Here is an 18,018-nt window from a genome sequence, read left to right as displayed (position 1 = left end):
TAGGTAAGTGGTGATTAGTTAGTATTTCACATGCGAGTTTCACGTGAAGTCGATCTGAGACACTTTATGCTCGGGAGAGGGACGGCTTTCAAAACGAAAAAAGAGAGGCATCGCCTCCCTTTTTCTCTATTTCATTGGACTATTTAAAGCGCATCGACAAGTCCATGGCTTTGACGTGCTTGGTGAGAGCGCCAACAGAAATGTAGTCGACCCCCGTTTCAGCGTATTCACGCAGGGTTTCTAGAGTGACATTACCTGAGTTTTCTAGCGCAGCGCGACCAGCATTAATTCTTACCGCTTCACGCATCATGTCGGTAGTGAAGTTATCAAGCATGATGATGTCAGCACCGGCCTCAATGGCCTCAGTCAGTTCTTCTAAGCTTTCTGTTTCAACTTCAACAGGTTTACCCGGGTTCAACTGCTTAGCGTTCTTAATCGTTTGAGCGATGCCGCCGTTGGCAATAATGTGATTTTCTTTAATTAGATAGGCATCGAAAACACCGATACGGTGATTGAAACCACCGCCACACGCAACTGCGTACTTTAGTGCGCTACGTAGGCCTGGGATGGTTTTACGGGTGTCCAATAGTCGACAATTTGTGCCTTCGAGATGCTTTGCGTACTCTGCAGTAATAGTGGCACAACCTGATAAGGTTTGGATAAAGTTCATCGCATTACGTTCGCCGGTTAGTAACGCGCGTGAAGGACCAGAAAGGTGACAAAGTACCTGATTAGGTTCAACTGTATCGCCATCTTGCACGTGCCATTCAATCTTTACTTCACCACCCAGTTGCTTGAATACCTCATCAGCCCAAGCTTGACCACAAAATACGCCGTGTTCACGGGTAATGATGGTGGCTTCGTTGCGAGCATCAGCGGGGATTAGACTTGCGGTGATATCAGCGGCTGGATCTAAAGTACCACCGAGATCTTCTTTTATGGTTTCGGTAACGGAGCGAGAGATTTCCAGAGGTAAATGCTGCTTCAAATATTCAAGACGTTCTTGGCTATTGTGGGTTTCTTTCATTGCAAATCTAATAGGCAGTTGAACATAAGGTGCGCATGATACGATGACTGCGAGGGAAATTCAGCCATTATTCTGGTATTTCACCATTGAAAGTCTAAAATCAAGAGCTTAGTAAGCAAAAGGAGACAAACATGATTGATGAAAGCGGTTGGTATCAAGGTGCCAGACATGTTCCGTCTCCCTTTTTTGATCAACGAACCGATGTAACGGATATCTCCTTGCTGGTGGTACATAACATCAGCTTGCCACCAGGCCAATTCGGCGGGCCTTACATTGAGCAGTTTTTTACGGGGCAACTGAACGCTGAAGAGCATCCGTTTTTTAAGGTTATTCATCAGATGGGCGTTTCTGCGCATTGTCTGATAAGGCGTGATGGTGAGGTGGTGCAGTTTGTGCCGTTTACAGCAAGGGCGTGGCATGCGGGTGTTTCAAGTTTTGCAGGTCGAGAAAAGTGCAACGACTATTCAATTGGTATTGAATTGGAAGGCTGTGACTACGTTGCGTATACCGATGAGCAATATCAAGCCCTCACTGAACTGACCCAATCGATACAAGAGCATTACCCTAAAATCACCTTACCCAGAATCACAGGTCATCAATATATTGCTCCACTGCGTAAAACTGATCCGGGTTTGGTGTTTGATTGGGTGAGGTATCGAAACGCGCTACGTTCTTAGCAATAACAACGAACTGCGTCCTTCGGGAACGAGCTGCAGGAAAACTGGAGTTGAGTGCTCAATCAAAGTGGATCAACTTTAGCTCATCCAGTTAACCGTAGAGCGAAGCCCATTCCTGCATCCCGCTTTTATAGCGTTTCCTGATATTCCACCAAGACTTGTTCAACCCAAGTCGCGATACGCTCGTCGCTCAGTTCATACTGAGAATCTTCGTCCAGAGCGAGACCGACAAATTGGCTACCATCTTCGGTCAGCGCCTTTGATGCTTCAAACTCGTAGCTTTCATCGTTTGGCCAGTAACCAATCAGGTTAGCACCTGTCTTCTTCAGTTCGTCGTGCAACATACCCATTGCATCCAGATACCATTCGCCATAGCCTTCTTGATCGCCTAAGCCGTACAATGCGACGGTTTTGCCATTTAGCGATACACCATCGATTTGATCCCATATCTCATTCCAGTCTTCTTGAATTTCGCCGAAATCCCAAGTTGAAATGCCTAAAATCAGAAAGTCATAATCAGCCATCTCTGCCAGAGGCGTTTCTTTGACATTGCGGATATCCACCAACTCTTCACCTATGATGGCACGCATTTTCTCCGCTGCCATTTCTGTGTAGCAAGTCGTAGAACCGTAAAACAGACCAATTTTCATCACTTTCTTTTTCATTATTTTGAATCAATAGCGAATTCTAAACACAAAATGGCGAGCTTTGCAGCGAATATCCATATCGAATGGCAATTTTTATGGCTTTATTGCTACGTGGCACTTACATTGAGCGCATATCATAAAGTTGAGGACTACTGTGTCAGAAGTGATGTCGCCCGATCAGGGGATGGTGGAGCAGTTTCTGGATGCGATGTGGTTGGAGCGAGGGTTGTCGGAAAATACGCTGGCATCTTATCGCAATGATCTATCCAAACTACTCCGGTGGATGACTGAAAATAACTACAGGCTCGATTTTATTAGCTTGTCTGGTTTACAGGACTACCAAAGTTGGTTAATGGATCAGGGTTACAAGCAGACCTCACGAGCCCGTATGCTGTCTGCGATTCGTCGCTTGTTTCAGTATCTGCATCGAGAAAAAGTGCGAGCGGATGATCCTAGTGCTTTATTGGTCAGCCCTAAGTTGCCTAAGAGGCTACCCAAAGACCTGAGCGAAGAGCAGGTTGAAGCGCTACTGAATGCACCGGATCCAAACGATGCGATGGAACTGCGTGATAAAGCCATGTTGGAATTACTCTATGCGACAGGCTTGCGTGTGACTGAGTTGGTCAGCTTGACGATGGAAAACGTCAGCCTTCGTCAGGGCGTTGTCCGTGTGACAGGTAAAGGCGGCAAAGAGCGTTTGGTGCCAATGGGCGAAAATGCGGTTGATTGGATTGAAACTTTTATCCAACAAGGCAGGTCTGAGTTACTTGGGGAAACTACATCCGATGTCGTCTTTCCGAGTAAAAGAGCGCGCCAGATGACGCGACAGACATTCTGGTACCGTATCAAGCATTATGCGGTTTTGGCTGGTATCGATACCGAGATGTTGTCGCCTCACGTATTGCGCCATGCTTTTGCGACGCACTTGCTCAACTACGGCGCCGATCTGCGTGTAGTGCAGATGCTACTCGGGCACAGCGACTTGTCGACGACACAAATTTATACTCATGTAGCGACAGAACGGCTAAAACAGCTACACAGTGAACATCATCCAAGAGCATAAGGGATTATCTCTTATCATATTAAAAAATAAGGTGAATTGAATGAGCGTACTACGCCGAATGACTCTACTTACGTTACCACTGCTCGTGGCAGCACAGGCAGTATCTGCAGCGGAAGTAAAATTTGATAAAGCTCAGCTTGAAGAGCGTTTTGGCAAGCTAGGATTGGAAGTGAAACAAGTCGTTCCTGCAGAGATCGATGGCTTAGTCGAAGTGCAGACTAGTGGCGGAATTCTTTTCGCTTCGCCAGACGGTGAATACTTTTTAGCGGGTACACTTTATAAGCTTGATGGTAATGGTCAGTATGAAGATGTGTTGGCGAAGCGTCAGGCACCGATCAATGCGGCTAAAATTGAAACCTTCAAAGACAGCATGATCGAGTTTAAGGCCAAAGACGAGAAATACGTTATCACTGTTTTCACGGATATTACTTGTGGTTACTGTGTGCGTCTTCATAGCCAAATGAAAGACTACAACGACTTGGGTATTACTATTCGTTACATGGCTTACCCACGTCAGGGCGCAACGGGTTCTGTTGCGGATCAAATGGCAACGATTTGGGGTTCGGATGATCCACAAGCTGCCATGCATAACGGCAAGGTAAAACGTGAATTCCCTGAGAAGAGCAAAGATTTCGCCAAGTATCAGGAAATCATCAAAGAGCATTACGCGCTTGGACGTGAGTTAGGTATCAGCGGTACGCCAGCGATTTTCCTACCAAACGGTGAAATGGTTGGTGGCTACTTACCACCAGAGCAGATGCTGCAACGCCTGCAACAAACACAAAAATCGTAACTTAATCTCCAGAGTTACGTTTTGAGCGCCTGACAAGCGATCTTGTGATGAGAATCCTATGTCATGAATTAGGTTGATATAAGATTCTCATCTGTTAACTTGTTCGCTATTCAGGCGTCCTGCCCAAGAACAAGGCTCAATCCAATCTATGATCGAAATCCAACGCCGGCCTGAGGTTGATCTCAGTCTGCTATCCACCGACATTGCTCCACTTCTTAAGCGTATTTATATCTCACGTGGTATCACCAGTGCTCAGCAGTTAGAAACGACGGCTCGTGCCTTGCATTCTTATCAAAAACTGCACGGGATTGACGCCGCGGTCGAACTGCTATTTGAAGCTATTCAGGGTAATAAACGCATTATCGTTGTCGGAGATTTCGACGCCGATGGGGCAACCAGTTCGGCCTTGTCTGTGATTGCATTACGCATGCTAGGCTCCAATAACGTCGATTATTTGGTGCCGAATCGTTTTGAAGATGGTTATGGTCTTAGCCCTGAAGTCGTTGATCAGGCAATTGAGATTGGCGCTGAAGTGATCATGACGGTCGATAACGGCGTTTCTTCAATTGATGGTGTGCGATACGCCAAGGAGCAGGGGCTAAAAGTATTAGTTACTGACCACCACCTGCCGGGCCATGAGTTACCCAACGTCGATGCGATGGTCAACCCAAATCTCGAAGAGTGTGCTTTTCCTTCGAAAGCGTTGGCTGGAGTAGGAGTGGCATTTTATCTCATGATGGCGTTGTGCGTTCATATGAGAAAGCAGGGATGGTTTGCCGAGCAGGGCATGGCAGAGCCTAAACTGATGGAGCTGATCGATTTGGTTGCTTTGGGTACGGTTGCTGATGTTGTACCTCTGGATGAAAACAATCGCATTCTGGTTCACCAAGGTCTGCAGCGTATTCGTGCTGGCAAAGCACGACCTGGCATTCAAGCATTGATTGAAGTCGCAAAGCGAGATGCGCGTCGACTAGTCGCTGCCGATTTCGGTTTTGCACTAGGGCCGCGTATCAACGCGGCTGGTCGTTTAGATGATATGTCGTTTGGTGTTGAGCTTTTGATGGCCAACAACATTCATGCTGCACGTCGTATGGCGAGTGAGCTGGACGGCCTGAACCAAACGCGTAAAGAAATTGAAGAAGGCATGAAGCAGGAAGCGATGGCTTTCTGTGAGCGTCTTCAGTTTGGTGACAAGGATATGCCTCATGGGCTGGTGCTTTTTCAGCGTGACTGGCACCAAGGGGTGATCGGCATTTTGGCATCTCGAATCAAAGAAAAATTCCATCGCCCTGTGATTGCCTTCGCGGATGGTGGCGAAGGGAGCATTAAGGGCTCATGTCGTTCGATTCCGGGCCTGCATATGCGTGACACTCTCGATCGTATTGATACTCAAAATCCCGGTCTGATCCTCAAGTTTGGTGGTCACGCCATGGCTGCTGGCCTGACGATCATGGAAAAAAACTTCGAACGATTTGCTCAGTTGTTTGATGAGGCTGTGAAACAAGAGCTGGACGACGCCGCACTCAAAGGTGTGATTTTGTCTGACGGTGAATTGAAGCCGGAAGAGTTTTCAATGCACATCGCAGAGATGCTTCGTGCTGGTGGACCATGGGGGCAAGCGTTCCCTGAGCCCTTGTTTGATGGCGAGTTTAAAGTGCTACATCAGAAACTGGTGGGAGAAAAACACCTTAAGCTGATGCTGGAGCCTCTACATAAAGGTCATCCGACCAACATCATGATTGATGGTATTGCTTTTAATGTCGATCTGCGTCGCTGGCCAGATGCGTCAGTGAAAACCGTACGTTTGGCTTACAAGCTGGATATCAACGAGTTTCGCGGTAATCAGTCGTTGCAATTGATGATTGACCATATCGAAGCGAAATAAAGGCACGGGCAGCGCTCTGTGGATAACAGAGTGCTTCGCTGCTGGAAGCGGGAACGGTCTGCGTCCTTTGAGAGTAAGGTGTTGTAGATTTATCGGAAGAGGTTGACGGCACCTTTCACTAAAGGGATAGAATTATCCCGCATCCCGCATCCCGCATCCCGCATCCCGCATCCCGCATCCCGCATCCCGCATCCCGCATCCCGCATCCCGAAATTTCCCATCTTTTACCGACATATTCTGTTCATACTCCTTTAAAACTAGCCAATTAAAGTGTGATTGCTAGCACGATTTATTCCCATCTGTTTATATTTTGTAATTGGTCAGACCAATTTGATTGCTGTTTTAATCAGCTAATGTTATCAAAGTGTTGACGCGTGGCTTGTTCTATGATGTGGGTCAATTTATGACTGGAACTTGCGTTTTAATTATGTTAATTTCGTCGCCAACTTAAAATTGGTAATACCAATTGACTGCAAAGAGTAGAAGAACAACAACTATGGCTTATCAAAGGATTCGTCAGCCAAAACTCTCTGATGTAATTGAACAAGAGTTAGAACGGCTGATTGTGGAAGGAACATTGTCTCCGGGGCAGCAGTTGCCACCAGAGCGCGAACTGGCAAAGCAGTTTGATGTGTCTCGTCCTTCAATCCGTGAAGCGATTCAACGCCTCGAAGCCAAACGTCTTCTTACTCGTCGCCAGGGTGGTGGCACATTTGTTAGTGAGAATATCTGGACGAGTTTTTCAGATCCTCTGCTAAATTTATTGTCTAGCCACTCGGAAACACAGCTGGATTTACTGGAAACGCGCCATGCGATGGAAGGTATCTCTGCTTATTTTGCAGCAGTTCGTGGCACCGATGAGGACTTTGCCCGTATTCAGGCTTGCCTGAAAAACATCAGCGAAGAGCAAACGAAGAAGAATGTTGAAGCGGAAGCGGCTGCAGTCATGCAGTTTCTGATTGCTTTGACTGAAGCGGCGCACAACGTTGTCCTGCTTCATATTGTTCGCAGTTTGGCCCCTTTGCTGGAGCAAAACGTCCTTCAGAATCTTAAGCTCTTACATCGCCGCGATGAAGTGGTGGAAAAAGTAAGTAAACACCGAGCTAATATCGTTGATGCGATCGTTTCTGGTCAGCCAGAAAAGGCGCGTGAAATGTCGCACTCACACTTAGCTTATATTGAAGAAACATTGTTGGATTTGAGTCGTGAAGAGTCTCGCCGTGAGCGATCTTTGCGTCGAATTCAGCAGGGTAACGACTCGTAAGAGCGTTACTTAAATAAGTAGATCCAACCAACAGAAGGATAGATCGCCATGTCTGATATGAAGCATGACGTAGACGCACTGGAAACTCAAGAATGGCTACAAGCCCTTGAGTCAGTTGTACGTGAAGAAGGTGTAGAGCGTGCTCAGTTCCTACTAGAGCAAGTTCTGGACAAAGCACGTCTAGACGGTGTTGACATGCCAACTGGAATCACAACCAACTACATCAACACGATTCCTGCAGATCAAGAACCAGCTTACCCAGGTGACACAACACTTGAGCGCCGTATTCGTTCCATCATCCGCTGGAACGCAATCATGATCGTTCTACGTGCATCTAAGAAAGACCTAGAGCTAGGCGGCCACATGGCGTCTTTCCAGTCTTCTGCTGCATTCTACGAAGTATGTTTCAACCACTTCTTCCGCGCTCCAAACGAGACGGACGGTGGCGATCTAGTGTACTACCAAGGTCACATCTCACCAGGTATCTACTCTCGTGCATTCGTTGAAGGTCGTCTAACTGAAGAGCAGCTAGACAACTTCCGTCAAGAAGTAGACGGTAAAGGTATTCCATCATACCCGCACCCTAAACTGATGCCTGAGTTCTGGCAATTCCCAACGGTATCTATGGGTCTAGGCCCAATCTCTGCGATCTACCAAGCGCGTTTCCTTAAGTACCTTGACGGTCGTGGTCTGAAAGACACGACAGCTCAACGTGTATACGCGTTCCTAGGTGACGGTGAGATGGATGAGCCAGAATCACGTGGTTCACTGTCTTTCGCTGCGCGTGAGAAACTAGACAACCTATGTTTCCTAGTTAACTGTAACCTACAGCGTCTAGACGGCCCTGTAATGGGTAACGGTAGCATCATCCAAGAGCTAGAAGGCCTATTCAAGGGTGCTGGCTGGAATGTTGTTAAAGTTATCTGGGGTAGCAACTGGGATGCACTACTTGCTAAAGATACGTCTGGCAAACTTCTACAGCTAATGAACGAAACTGTAGACGGTGACTACCAAACATTTAAATCTAAAGATGGCGCATACGTACGTGAGCACTTCTTTGGTAAATACCCAGAGACAGCTGCACTCGTTGCAGACATGACAGACGACGAAATCTTCGCACTTAAGCGTGGTGGTCACGAGTCTTCTAAACTGTACGCAGCATACAAAAACGCGGCAGAAACTAAAGGTCGTCCAACAGTAATCCTAGCTAAGACTGTTAAAGGTTACGGCATGGGTGAAGCGGCTGAAGGTAAGAACATCGCGCACCAAGTTAAGAAGATGGACATGACTCACGTACTACACCTACGTGATCGTCTAGGTCTTCAAGACATCCTAACTGACGAAGCGGTTAAAGAACTTCCGTACCTGAAACTTGAAGAAGGTTCAGCGGAATACGAATACCTACACGCTCGTCGTAAAGAGCTAAAAGGTTACACGCCACAGCGTCTACCTAACTTTACTCAAGAATTCAAAGTACCTGAGCTAGAAGAGTTCGCGCCGCTACTAAGCGAGCAGAAGCGTGATATCTCTACAACAATGGCTTATGTGCGTACGCTTAACATCCTGCTTAAGAACAAGAACATCGGTAAGAACATCGTTCCTATCATCTGTGACGAAGCACGTACGTTTGGTATGGAAGGTCTATTCCGTCAGATCGGTATCTACAACCCGCACGGTCAGGAATACACGCCAGAAGATAAAGGCATTGTTTCTTACTACAAAGAAGCGACATCTGGTCAGGTTCTACAAGAAGGTATCAACGAGCTAGGCTCAATGGCTTCTTGGGTTGCTGCTGCGACATCTTACAGCACCAACGATCTGCCAATGATTCCATTCTACATCTACTACTCAATGTTTGGTTTCCAACGTGTAGGTGATATGGCATGGATGGCGGGTGACCAACAAGCTCGTGGCTTCCTACTAGGTGCTACTGCTGGTCGTACTACGCTAAACGGTGAAGGTCTACAGCACGAAGACGGTCACTCACACATCATGGCGAACACAGTTCCTAACTGTATCTCTTACGACCCAACATTCGCGTACGAAGTTGCGGTAATCATGCAAGACGGTATCCGTCGCATGTACGGTGAGAACCAAGAGAACGTGTTCTACTACCTAACGGTAATGAACGAAAACTACGCAATGCCAGCAATGCCAGAAGGCGCTGAAGAAGGCATCCGTAAGGGTATCTACAAGCTTGAGTCTTACGCAGGTGACAAGTCTAAAGTTCAGCTAATGGGCTCTGGTACTATCATGAACGAAGTACGTAAAGCAGCGACTATCCTAAGTGAAGAGTACGGCATCGCGTCTGACGTGTTCTCTGTAACGTCATTCAACGAACTGACTCGCGACGGCCAAGCGGTAGAGCGTGACAACATGCTACACCCAGAAGCTGACGTAAAAGTGCCTTACATCGCAGAAGTGATGGGCAGCGAGCCAGCAATCGCAGCGACTGACTACATGAAGAACTACGCAGAACAAGTTCGTGCGTTCATGCCTTCTGAGTCTTACAAAGTGCTGGGTACTGATGGCTTTGGTCGTTCAGACAGCCGCGAGAACCTACGTCGTCACTTCGAAGTGAACGCAGGTTACGTTGTTGTAGCAGCGCTAAGTGAACTGGCTAAGCGTGGTGATGTTGAGAAGTCAGTAGTCGTTGAAGCGATTGCTAAATTCGACATCGACACTGAAAAAACTAACCCGCTATACGCTTAATTGAGAAGGTAAATAAGAAATGGCAATCGAAATTAATGTACCAGACATCGGTGCGGATGAGGTTGAAGTTACTGAAATTCTTGTAAGCGTTGGCGACAAGGTTGAAGAAGAGCAGTCTCTGATCACAGTTGAAGGCGATAAAGCTTCTATGGAAGTTCCTGCATCTCAAGCGGGTATCGTTAAAGAAATCAAAGTTGCTGAAGGCGACTCAGTTTCTACTGGTTCTCTAATCATGATTTTCGAAGCCGAGGGTGCAGCTGACGCTGCACCTGCTACGGCAGAGGCTGCACCAGCAGCGGCTCCAGCTCCAGCAGCTGCGGCCCCTTCTGTTGCAAGTGAACTGAAAGAAGTTCACGTACCAGATATCGGCGGCGATGAAGTTGAAGTCACTGAAATCATGGTTGCAGTTGGCGACAGCATCGAAGAAGAGCAATCTCTAATCACTGTAGAAGGCGATAAAGCATCTATGGAAGTACCTGCACCATTTGCTGGTACGCTGAAAGAGATCAAAATTGCAGCAGGCGATAAAGTATCGACTGGCTCACTTATCATGGTATTCGAAACAGCAGGCTCTGGCGCTCCAGCGGCACCTGTTGCAGCAGAAGCTCCAGTAGCAGCGGCTCCAGCGGCGTCTGCAGCGAAAGAAGTGAACGTTCCAGATATCGGTGGCGATGAAGTTGAAGTGACTGAAATCATGGTTGCAGTTGGCGATACAGTGGAAGAAGAGCAATCTCTAATCACTGTAGAAGGCGACAAAGCTTCAATGGAAGTTCCAGCACCATTTGCGGGTACGGTTAAAGAAATCAAGATTGCAGCTGGCGACAAAGTGTCTACTGGCTCATTAATCATGGTCTTCGAAGTGGCGGGTGCAGCACCTGCTCCTGCAGCGGCTCCAGCTCAAGCGGCGGCACCTGCAGCAGCTCCTAAAGCAGAAGCACCAGCGGCAGCAGCTCCAGCAACGACTGGCGATTTCCAAGAGAACAACGAGTACGCACACGCGTCTCCTGTTGTTCGTCGTCTAGCGCGTGAGTTTGGCGTTAACCTGTCTAAAGTTAAAGGTTCTGGCCGTAAGAGCCGCATCCTGAAAGAAGACGTTCAAGCCTACGTGAAAGACGCACTTAAGCGTCTTGAGTCTGGCGCAGGTGCAGCAGCATCTGGTAAAGGCGACGGCGCAGCGCTTGGTCTACTGCCTTGGCCTAAAGTTGATTTCAGCAAGTTCGGTGAAACTGAAGTTCAGAAGCTTTCTAAGATCAAGAAGATCTCAGGTGCAAACCTACACCGTAACTGGGTAATGATCCCTCATGTTACACAGTGGGACAACGCTGATATCACTGAGCTAGAAGCGTTCCGTAAAGAGCAGAACGCTATCGAAGCGAAGAAAGACACTGGCATGAAGATCACACCACTTGTGTTCATCATGAAAGCGGCTGCTAAAGCGCTTGAAGCGTTCCCAGCGTTCAACTCTTCTCTGTCTGAAGATGGCGAAAGCATCATTCTGAAGAAATACGTGAACATCGGTATCGCAGTAGATACGCCAAACGGTCTGGTTGTTCCTGTCTTTAAAGACGTGAACAAGAAAGGCATCTACGAGCTATCTGAAGAGCTAATGGCTGTTTCTAAGAAAGCACGTGCAGGTAAGCTAACTGCGGCTGACATGCAAGGTGGCTGTTTCACTATCTCAAGCCTAGGTGGCATCGGCGGTACTGCGTTCACGCCAATCGTAAACGCACCAGAAGTCGGTATCCTTGGCGTGTCTAAGTCTGAAATGAAACCTGTATGGAACGGTAAAGAGTTCGAACCTCGCCTACAGCTTCCACTATCTCTATCATACGACCACCGTGTGATCGATGGTGCTGAAGGTGCGCGCTTCATTACCTTCCTAAACGGTGCGCTATCAGACATCCGTCGTCTGGTTCTTTAATTGAATTGAGATGATTGAGAGGCGGCCTTTTTAGCCGCCTCTGTTAATAGAAACATCTGACGATTGAGTGAAGGAGAACGTTTTCCTTACTGAATTGTTGGCTAGCTCACAGGCTAAATGGAATTGCTTTTCACACCATTAACATCTCTGTAAACTGTTGGCGGTCTGAAAATAACTGTTTAAAACCAACCACTCTTAAACAAAAGAATCAATACCCACTCAGCCTGTTAGGGATAATGACTACAAGAGGTCAAAATGAGCAAAGAAATTAAAGCCCAAGTTGTTGTACTTGGTTCTGGTCCTGCTGGTTACTCCGCTGCCTTCCGTTGTGCAGACTTAGGTCTTGAGACTGTAATTATCGAGCGCTACACCACTCTTGGCGGTGTATGTCTAAACGTGGGTTGTATCCCATCTAAAGCACTTCTTCACGTATCTAAAGTTATTGAAGAAGCGAAAGCTATGGCAGATCACGGCGTTGTATTCGGTGAGCCGCAAACTGACATCAACAAAATTCGTATCTGGAAAGAGAAAGTTGTTAACCAACTGACTGGTGGTCTTAGCGGTATGGCTAAGATGCGTAACGTGACGGTTGTTAACGGTTACGGTAAATTCACTGGTCCTAACTCTATCCTTGTAGAAGGCGAAGGTGAAACAACAACTGTAAACTTCGATAACGCTATCGTTGCTGCTGGTTCTCGTCCTATTAAACTGCCATTCATCCCGCATGAAGACCCACGTATTTGGGACTCTACAGATGCACTAGAGCTGAAAGAAGTTCCTGGAAAACTACTTATCATGGGCGGTGGTATCATCGGTCTAGAAATGGGTACAGTTTACCAGTCACTAGGTTCTAAAGTTGACGTTGTTGAGATGTTTGACCAGGTTATCCCTGCGGCAGATAAAGATATCGTTAAAGTTTACACTAAGCGTGTGAAGAACAAGTTCAACCTAATGCTAGAAACGAAAGTGACAGCAGTTGAAGCAAAAGAAGACGGTATTTACGTGTCAATGGAAGGCAAGAAAGCACCTGCTGAAGCAGAGCGCTATGATGCAGTTCTAGTGGCTATCGGCCGCGTACCAAACGGTAAGCTTATCGACGGCGAGAAAGCGGGTCTAGAAATTGATGAGCGTGGATTCATCAATGTAGACAAGCAGCTTCGCACAAACGTACCTCATATCTTTGCTATCGGTGATATCGTTGGTCAACCAATGCTTGCTCACAAAGGTGTGCATGAAGGCCACGTTGCTGCTGAAGTTATTGCTGGTAAGAAGCACTACTTCGATCCTAAAGTTATTCCTTCAATTGCTTACACTGAGCCAGAAGTGGCATGGGTTGGTAAGACTGAGAAAGAAGCGAAGGAAGAAGGCATCAAGTATGAAGTGGCGACTTTCCCTTGGGCTGCATCAGGCCGTGCAATCGCATCTGACTGTGCTGACGGTATGACTAAGCTTATTTTCGACAAAGAGACTCACCGTGTAATTGGTGGTGCGATCGTTGGTACTAACGGTGGCGAACTACTAGGTGAAATCGGTCTGGCTATCGAGATGGGTTGTGACGCTGAAGATATCGCTCTGACTATCCACGCTCACCCAACTCTACACGAGTCTGTTGGTCTGGCTGCTGAAGTATTCGAAGGCTCTATCACCGACCTTCCAAACAAAAAAGCAGTTAAAAAGAAGAAGTAACTTCTCTTAAAGATTGAATGATAAAAACCGCTGAGTAATCAGCGGTTTTTTTATATTTGAGGGGTTACATCAGGCACAAAAAAGCCGGGTGGATAACCGGCTTCATATGACACTGGTTAGCTTACTTGTAGATGCAAAGCATATCTAGGTAGCTTTGTGTCAGGCGGCTTACAGACTCATCATCTTGAGTACGGTTGGCCTGTACAAACAGTGAGTAGCAGATACCGTGGAACAGTGTCGCTAGGTCTGCTGGATCGTGATCATCACATACTTCACCACGCTCGATTGCCTTGATAAACATGTTTTGAACCAGAAGCTGGTTGGTGCGGTTTGTCGTTACAAACAGCGGCCATACTTCATCACGTGTTGATGCACTCCACTCGAACCAAACTTTAAGCCAGTGGCAGTCGTTGACAACAAGGTCAACCATCGCCGAAGTCAGGTTGCGCAGGTTTTCTTTTGCATGAATATCAAGGTCGATATTGTCTGATAGGAAGTTTGAGAACTGACGAACTACGTAGTTAAGTACATCATCAACCAGATCTTCACGGGTTGGGAAGTAGTTAAAAACAGTAGCCACAGAAACCTGAGCGATTTCTGCAATGTCAGCATGACCACCGCGACCAATACCACGACGAGCAAACACCTCTAATGCGATTTCCATCAGTTGTTGTTTACGTTTTTGTGGTGAAAGACGCGTACGCGGTCTCTTAGCTATAGAATCCATAGTTATATTTCCTTGCCAATTGAGTTGTATATGTGGGCTTTTGCCCTAATTAGTATTTTATTATTGCTTTCGCAGTAATGAGTGTAATGGTGCATATGAATTAGGTCAACGATTTCAGTTCATTTAATAATCATTTTTATTAATACCGTGCTAATGATCATGTAGTTGCATATGTTTATTGCAGCCTTTAATCAAGCAAACGTTTCTCCTGCTGCATAGTGGTGTTAAACTACGCGCTTAAAATCATCTGGCGGTATATAAACTAGTATTTAGTGGGTATTCGCTAATGCAGAAAATGAGATTGGTATGAAACATACAGTAGAAGTAATGATTTCTGAGCAAGAAGTTCAGGAACGCGTAAGTGAATTAGGTAAAGAGATTACCGCTCACTACCAAGGCAGCGAAGATTTGGTGCTGGTTGGCCTGCTACGTGGCTCATTTGTCTTTATGGCAGACTTGGCTCGAAAGATTGAATTGACTCACCAAGTTGATTTCATGACTGCTTCTAGTTACGGCAATACGATGGAAAGCTCGCGAGATGTGCGCATTCTGAAAGATCTGGATGATGACATCAAAGGTAAAGATGTACTGATCATTGAAGACATCATTGATACGGGCAACACGCTGAACAAAATTAAAGAAATCCTGACTCTGCGTGAACCTAAGTCAATTGCGATTTGTACGCTGCTTGATAAGCCTTCTCGTCGTGAAGTTGAAGTGCCTGTTGATTGGATCGGCTTTGCTATCCCAGATGAGTTTGTTGTGGGCGTCGGTATTGATTACGCGCAGAAATACCGTCATTTACCATACATTGGTAAAGTGGTTCCTCAGGAATAAACGGACGTTATCCGATACGAATGTAAAAAGACCCGCTTTATGCGGGTCTTTTATTATCTAGCCTAATACAGGTGAAGATAGAATTTTGTCTAAGGCTTCCTGATGGCTGCTTTCTAGCGTTTCTCGACTTGAGCAGCGCACACCTAAATCTTGCAGTTTGCCATTACCGATACCGTAGACAACGCCGTGAATTTGAATCTCCTGACTGCGTTCCCAGGCTCCTTGTAAGATCGTTGAGTTACCGAGGTTGTATACCTGCTCAGCCACGTTGATTTCACACAGTTTGTCGCCCCACTGATCGCGTGGCAATGATTCGATTTCTGTTTTGTATTTGAGGTAGTTATCGCGAATGTGCAGCAACCAGTTGTTAATCAGCCCTAATTGCGGGTTATCGATTGCTGCGTTCACTCCTCCACAGCCATAGTGACCACAGATGATGATGTGCTTCACTTTCAGTACATCTACCGCGTACTGAACCACAGACAAACAGTTCAGGTCCGTATGGACCACTTGGTTTGCGACATTTCGGTGAACGAATAGCTCGCCTGAATACAGGCCAGTGAGGCGCTCAGCAGGTACTCGGCTGTCCGAACAACCGATCCAAAGGAATCCAGGGTTCTGGCCTTCTTCAAGTTTTGCAAAGTACTCTGGTCGTTCAGCCTTAATGGATTCAGACCACTTTGAGTTGTTTTCAAAAAGCTGTTTTATTTCCGGCATCTTACAATCAATCCTTAACAATTCTTTCGCTACTATACACAATGTTACAATTTCGTTCCTGTCAAAACTGTGTAAAAAGGTACTCATCTGACGTGTTCTATCGTTAAAAACCATAAACTTAGTCGCGAACCTAACAAAGAGTTATAACGTGTGCCTGTTGGGACTAGAATCGCACTAACTTTGAGCTAGGGTATTTGTTAAAGTTCGAGGTTTGATGGTATTTCTCCGAAGATAGCGTCAATATTTACTTAAATTAACCACTTTTAATAAGGTTATTCAGAAAACGTTCGTTTTATGAGTAACTTTCATTACCGAGTATCAAAATAGCATTTTTTAAGCAGTGGAGCCGAGTTGTGTTTGGAAGTCGTTTTGAAGATATCAATCTAAAAGGAGATGTCTTTGGTGGAGTGACCACCGCTATCATTTCTCTGCCATTGGCACTGGCGTTTGGTGTGGCCTCTGGTGCTGGCGCCGAAGCTGGCCTTTGGGGAGCTATCTTGGTCGGTTTGTTCGCCTCTTTATTTGGTGGATCCAACTCGCTGATTTCTGAGCCTACAGGCCCAATGACGGTGATCATGACAGCCGTCCTTACCAGTATGATGGCCAAATACCCTGAGACAGGGATGGCGATGACCTTCACGGTCGTGATGATGGCCGGTGCATTTCAGATCTTGCTTGGAACATTAAAGCTCGGAAAATACGTCACCTTGATGCCGTACAGTGTGATTTCTGGCTTTATGTCAGGGATTGGGGTGATTCTCATTATCCTACAGTTATCGCCACTGCTTGGTCATGCGGCTCCTTCTGGAGGTGTACTCGGCACGTTGTCCGCGCTCCCTGATACCGTTGCTAACATGAAGTTTAGCGAGCTATTTCTTGGCCTGCTGACCTTAGGAATCTTGTTCTTCTTCCCGAAAAAATACCGTAGATACGTTCCTGCTCAGCTAGTGGCATTGATTGCCGTTACTCTGTTATCCGTCATTATCTTCGATACTGAGGCTATCCGCCGCATTGGTGAGATACCGGCGGGTTTACCGTCGCTGGTGATTCCGCATATCGATGCTTCAATGTTTACTGAGATGGTCATTGATGCGCTGGTATTGGGGACACTCGGGTGTATTGATACTCTGTTGACCGCGGTTATTGGTGACTCACTGACGCGTAAAGAACACAACTCGGATAAAGAACTGCGTGGCCAAGGTTTGGCAAATATGATCTCAGGCCTGTTTGGCGCACTACCGGGTGCTGGTGCAACCATGGGGACCGTGACGAACATCCAAGTCGGTGCTCGCTCTCCTCTGTCCGGTGTTATTCGTGCATTGATGCTGGCGTTGGTAGTTTTGGTCGCTGGAGGACTCACAGAGCCGATTCCAATGGCAGTTTTGGCTGGTATCGCCGTTTACGTTGGTTTCAACATCCTAGATTGGAGTTTCATCCAGCGTGCGCACAAAGTCAGCTTTGCCGGTATGGCGATCATGTATGGTGTGATGTTACTGACGGTGTTTGTCGACTTGATAGTGGCGGTTGGACTTGGGGTGTTCATTTCTAACATCATCATCATCGAACGTTTGAGCCGTGAGCAAGCGCGTCAGGTCAAAGCCATCAGTGATGCCGACGAAGATGATGTTCCTCTTACGGATAGTGAGCGAGGCTTACTGGATAGAGCGAATGATAAAGTACTGTTCTTCTATTTGTCTGGGCCGATGATCTTTAGCGTTTCGAAAGCGATCTCACGCCAGCATAGCAGTATTTCCGATTACGAAGTGATGATCCTCGACCTGACGGACGTGCCTATGATTGATGTAACGGTCGGGTTGGCACTGGAAAATGCGATTAAAGATGCTCTTGAAGCGAATTGCGAAGTTTATCTTCTGTGTCCGAATGAAAGCACTCGCCAACAATTGGAAAAGTTCCATGTTATTGATTTAGTACCTCAAGACAACACCTACAGGTTCCGTTACGAGGCTCTCAAAGCAGCCTTGAAACACGTCGAGAGTGATGAGCATCAGTTTCAAGCTGTTTAAACTGACAAATATCTACCCACGCCGCTGACTCTCAGCGG

Annotated in this window: 14 protein-coding genes; 10 read left to right on the top strand and 4 right to left on the bottom strand. The window is 46.7% G+C overall.

Going from position 1 to position 18,018, the window contains the following annotated elements:
• Positions 1-139: 139 nt before the first annotated feature.
• Entirely contained in the window at positions 140-1,027 is an 888-nt protein-coding gene (nadC, locus tag F0265_RS17875) for a carboxylating nicotinate-nucleotide diphosphorylase (protein ID WP_171749892.1), read from the bottom strand.
• Positions 1,028-1,158: 131 nt separating this feature from the next.
• On the opposite strand from nadC, the gene ampD reads away from it, so the two are divergent.
• Positions 1,159-1,704 (top strand): 1,6-anhydro-N-acetylmuramyl-L-alanine amidase AmpD, encoded by a 546-nt coding sequence (ampD, locus tag F0265_RS17870; RefSeq protein ID WP_171749891.1) that lies wholly within the window; start codon positions 1,159-1,161, stop codon positions 1,702-1,704.
• A gap of 128 nt (positions 1,705-1,832) precedes the next feature.
• On the opposite strand, the gene fldB is transcribed toward ampD, so the two are convergent.
• Positions 1,833-2,354 carry a flavodoxin FldB gene (fldB, locus tag F0265_RS17865; protein ID WP_171749937.1) on the bottom strand — a complete coding sequence of 174 codons (522 nt, stop codon included), beginning with the start codon at positions 2,352-2,354 and terminating at the stop codon, positions 1,833-1,835.
• A gap of 163 nt (positions 2,355-2,517) precedes the next feature.
• Between fldB and xerD the strand changes: the two genes are divergently transcribed.
• The 7 genes from xerD (at position 2,518) to lpdA (ending at position 13,675) form a co-directional block, all read left to right on the top strand.
• The gene (xerD, locus tag F0265_RS17860) at positions 2,518-3,414 is read left to right on the top strand and encodes a site-specific tyrosine recombinase XerD (protein ID WP_171749936.1); all 897 of its coding nucleotides are present in this window, start codon (positions 2,518-2,520) and stop codon (positions 3,412-3,414) included.
• Between the two features lie 40 nt (positions 3,415-3,454).
• Positions 3,455-4,207: a thioredoxin fold domain-containing protein gene (locus F0265_RS17855; protein ID WP_006958128.1), complete on the top strand. Its 753-nt coding sequence runs from the start codon at positions 3,455-3,457 to the stop codon at positions 4,205-4,207.
• 148 nt (positions 4,208-4,355) lie between these two features.
• Entirely contained in the window at positions 4,356-6,092 is a 1,737-nt protein-coding gene (gene recJ, locus F0265_RS17850; RefSeq protein ID WP_171749890.1) for a single-stranded-DNA-specific exonuclease RecJ, read from the top strand.
• A 496-nt stretch (positions 6,093-6,588) separates the two neighbouring features.
• The gene (pdhR, locus tag F0265_RS17845; RefSeq protein ID WP_006958126.1) at positions 6,589-7,356 is read left to right on the top strand and encodes a pyruvate dehydrogenase complex transcriptional repressor PdhR; all 768 of its coding nucleotides are present in this window, start codon (positions 6,589-6,591) and stop codon (positions 7,354-7,356) included.
• Positions 7,357-7,404: 48 nt separating this feature from the next.
• On the top strand, positions 7,405-10,068 hold the full coding sequence (aceE, locus tag F0265_RS17840; RefSeq protein WP_171749889.1) for a pyruvate dehydrogenase (acetyl-transferring), homodimeric type: 2,664 nt from the start codon (positions 7,405-7,407) through the stop codon (positions 10,066-10,068).
• Between the two features lie 19 nt (positions 10,069-10,087).
• Positions 10,088-11,989: a pyruvate dehydrogenase complex dihydrolipoyllysine-residue acetyltransferase gene (aceF, locus tag F0265_RS17835; RefSeq protein ID WP_038163316.1), complete on the top strand. Its 1,902-nt coding sequence runs from the start codon at positions 10,088-10,090 to the stop codon at positions 11,987-11,989.
• A gap of 255 nt (positions 11,990-12,244) precedes the next feature.
• Entirely contained in the window at positions 12,245-13,675 is a 1,431-nt protein-coding gene (lpdA, locus tag F0265_RS17830) for a dihydrolipoyl dehydrogenase (RefSeq protein WP_038163319.1), read from the top strand.
• A 121-nt stretch (positions 13,676-13,796) separates the two neighbouring features.
• Here the strand turns inward: lpdA and F0265_RS17825 are convergent, their stop codons facing one another.
• A complete protein-coding gene (locus F0265_RS17825) occupies positions 13,797-14,402 on the bottom strand; it encodes a LuxR/HapR/OpaR family quorum-sensing transcriptional regulator (protein ID WP_171749888.1) in 606 nt (201 codons plus the stop codon).
• Positions 14,403-14,708: 306 nt separating this feature from the next.
• On the opposite strand from F0265_RS17825, the gene hpt reads away from it, so the two are divergent.
• Entirely contained in the window at positions 14,709-15,239 is a 531-nt protein-coding gene (gene hpt, locus F0265_RS17820; RefSeq protein ID WP_171749887.1) for a hypoxanthine phosphoribosyltransferase, read from the top strand.
• A gap of 57 nt (positions 15,240-15,296) precedes the next feature.
• On the opposite strand, the gene can is transcribed toward hpt, so the two are convergent.
• Positions 15,297-15,956 carry a carbonate dehydratase gene (gene can / locus F0265_RS17815; protein ID WP_171749886.1) on the bottom strand — a complete coding sequence of 220 codons (660 nt, stop codon included), beginning with the start codon at positions 15,954-15,956 and terminating at the stop codon, positions 15,297-15,299.
• Between the two features lie 353 nt (positions 15,957-16,309).
• Here can and F0265_RS17810 point away from each other — a divergent pair, with 353 nt between their 5' ends.
• Entirely contained in the window at positions 16,310-17,980 is a 1,671-nt protein-coding gene (locus F0265_RS17810) for a SulP family inorganic anion transporter (RefSeq protein ID WP_171749885.1), read from the top strand.
• The last annotated feature ends 38 nt before the right edge of the window (positions 17,981-18,018 follow it).

Source organism: Vibrio sp. RE88, from assembly GCF_013113835.1.
GTDB lineage: Bacteria > Pseudomonadota > Gammaproteobacteria > Enterobacterales > Vibrionaceae > Vibrio.
The sequence above is the reverse complement of the archived record's forward strand: the minus strand, read 5'-3'. Positions and strand labels throughout refer to the sequence as shown.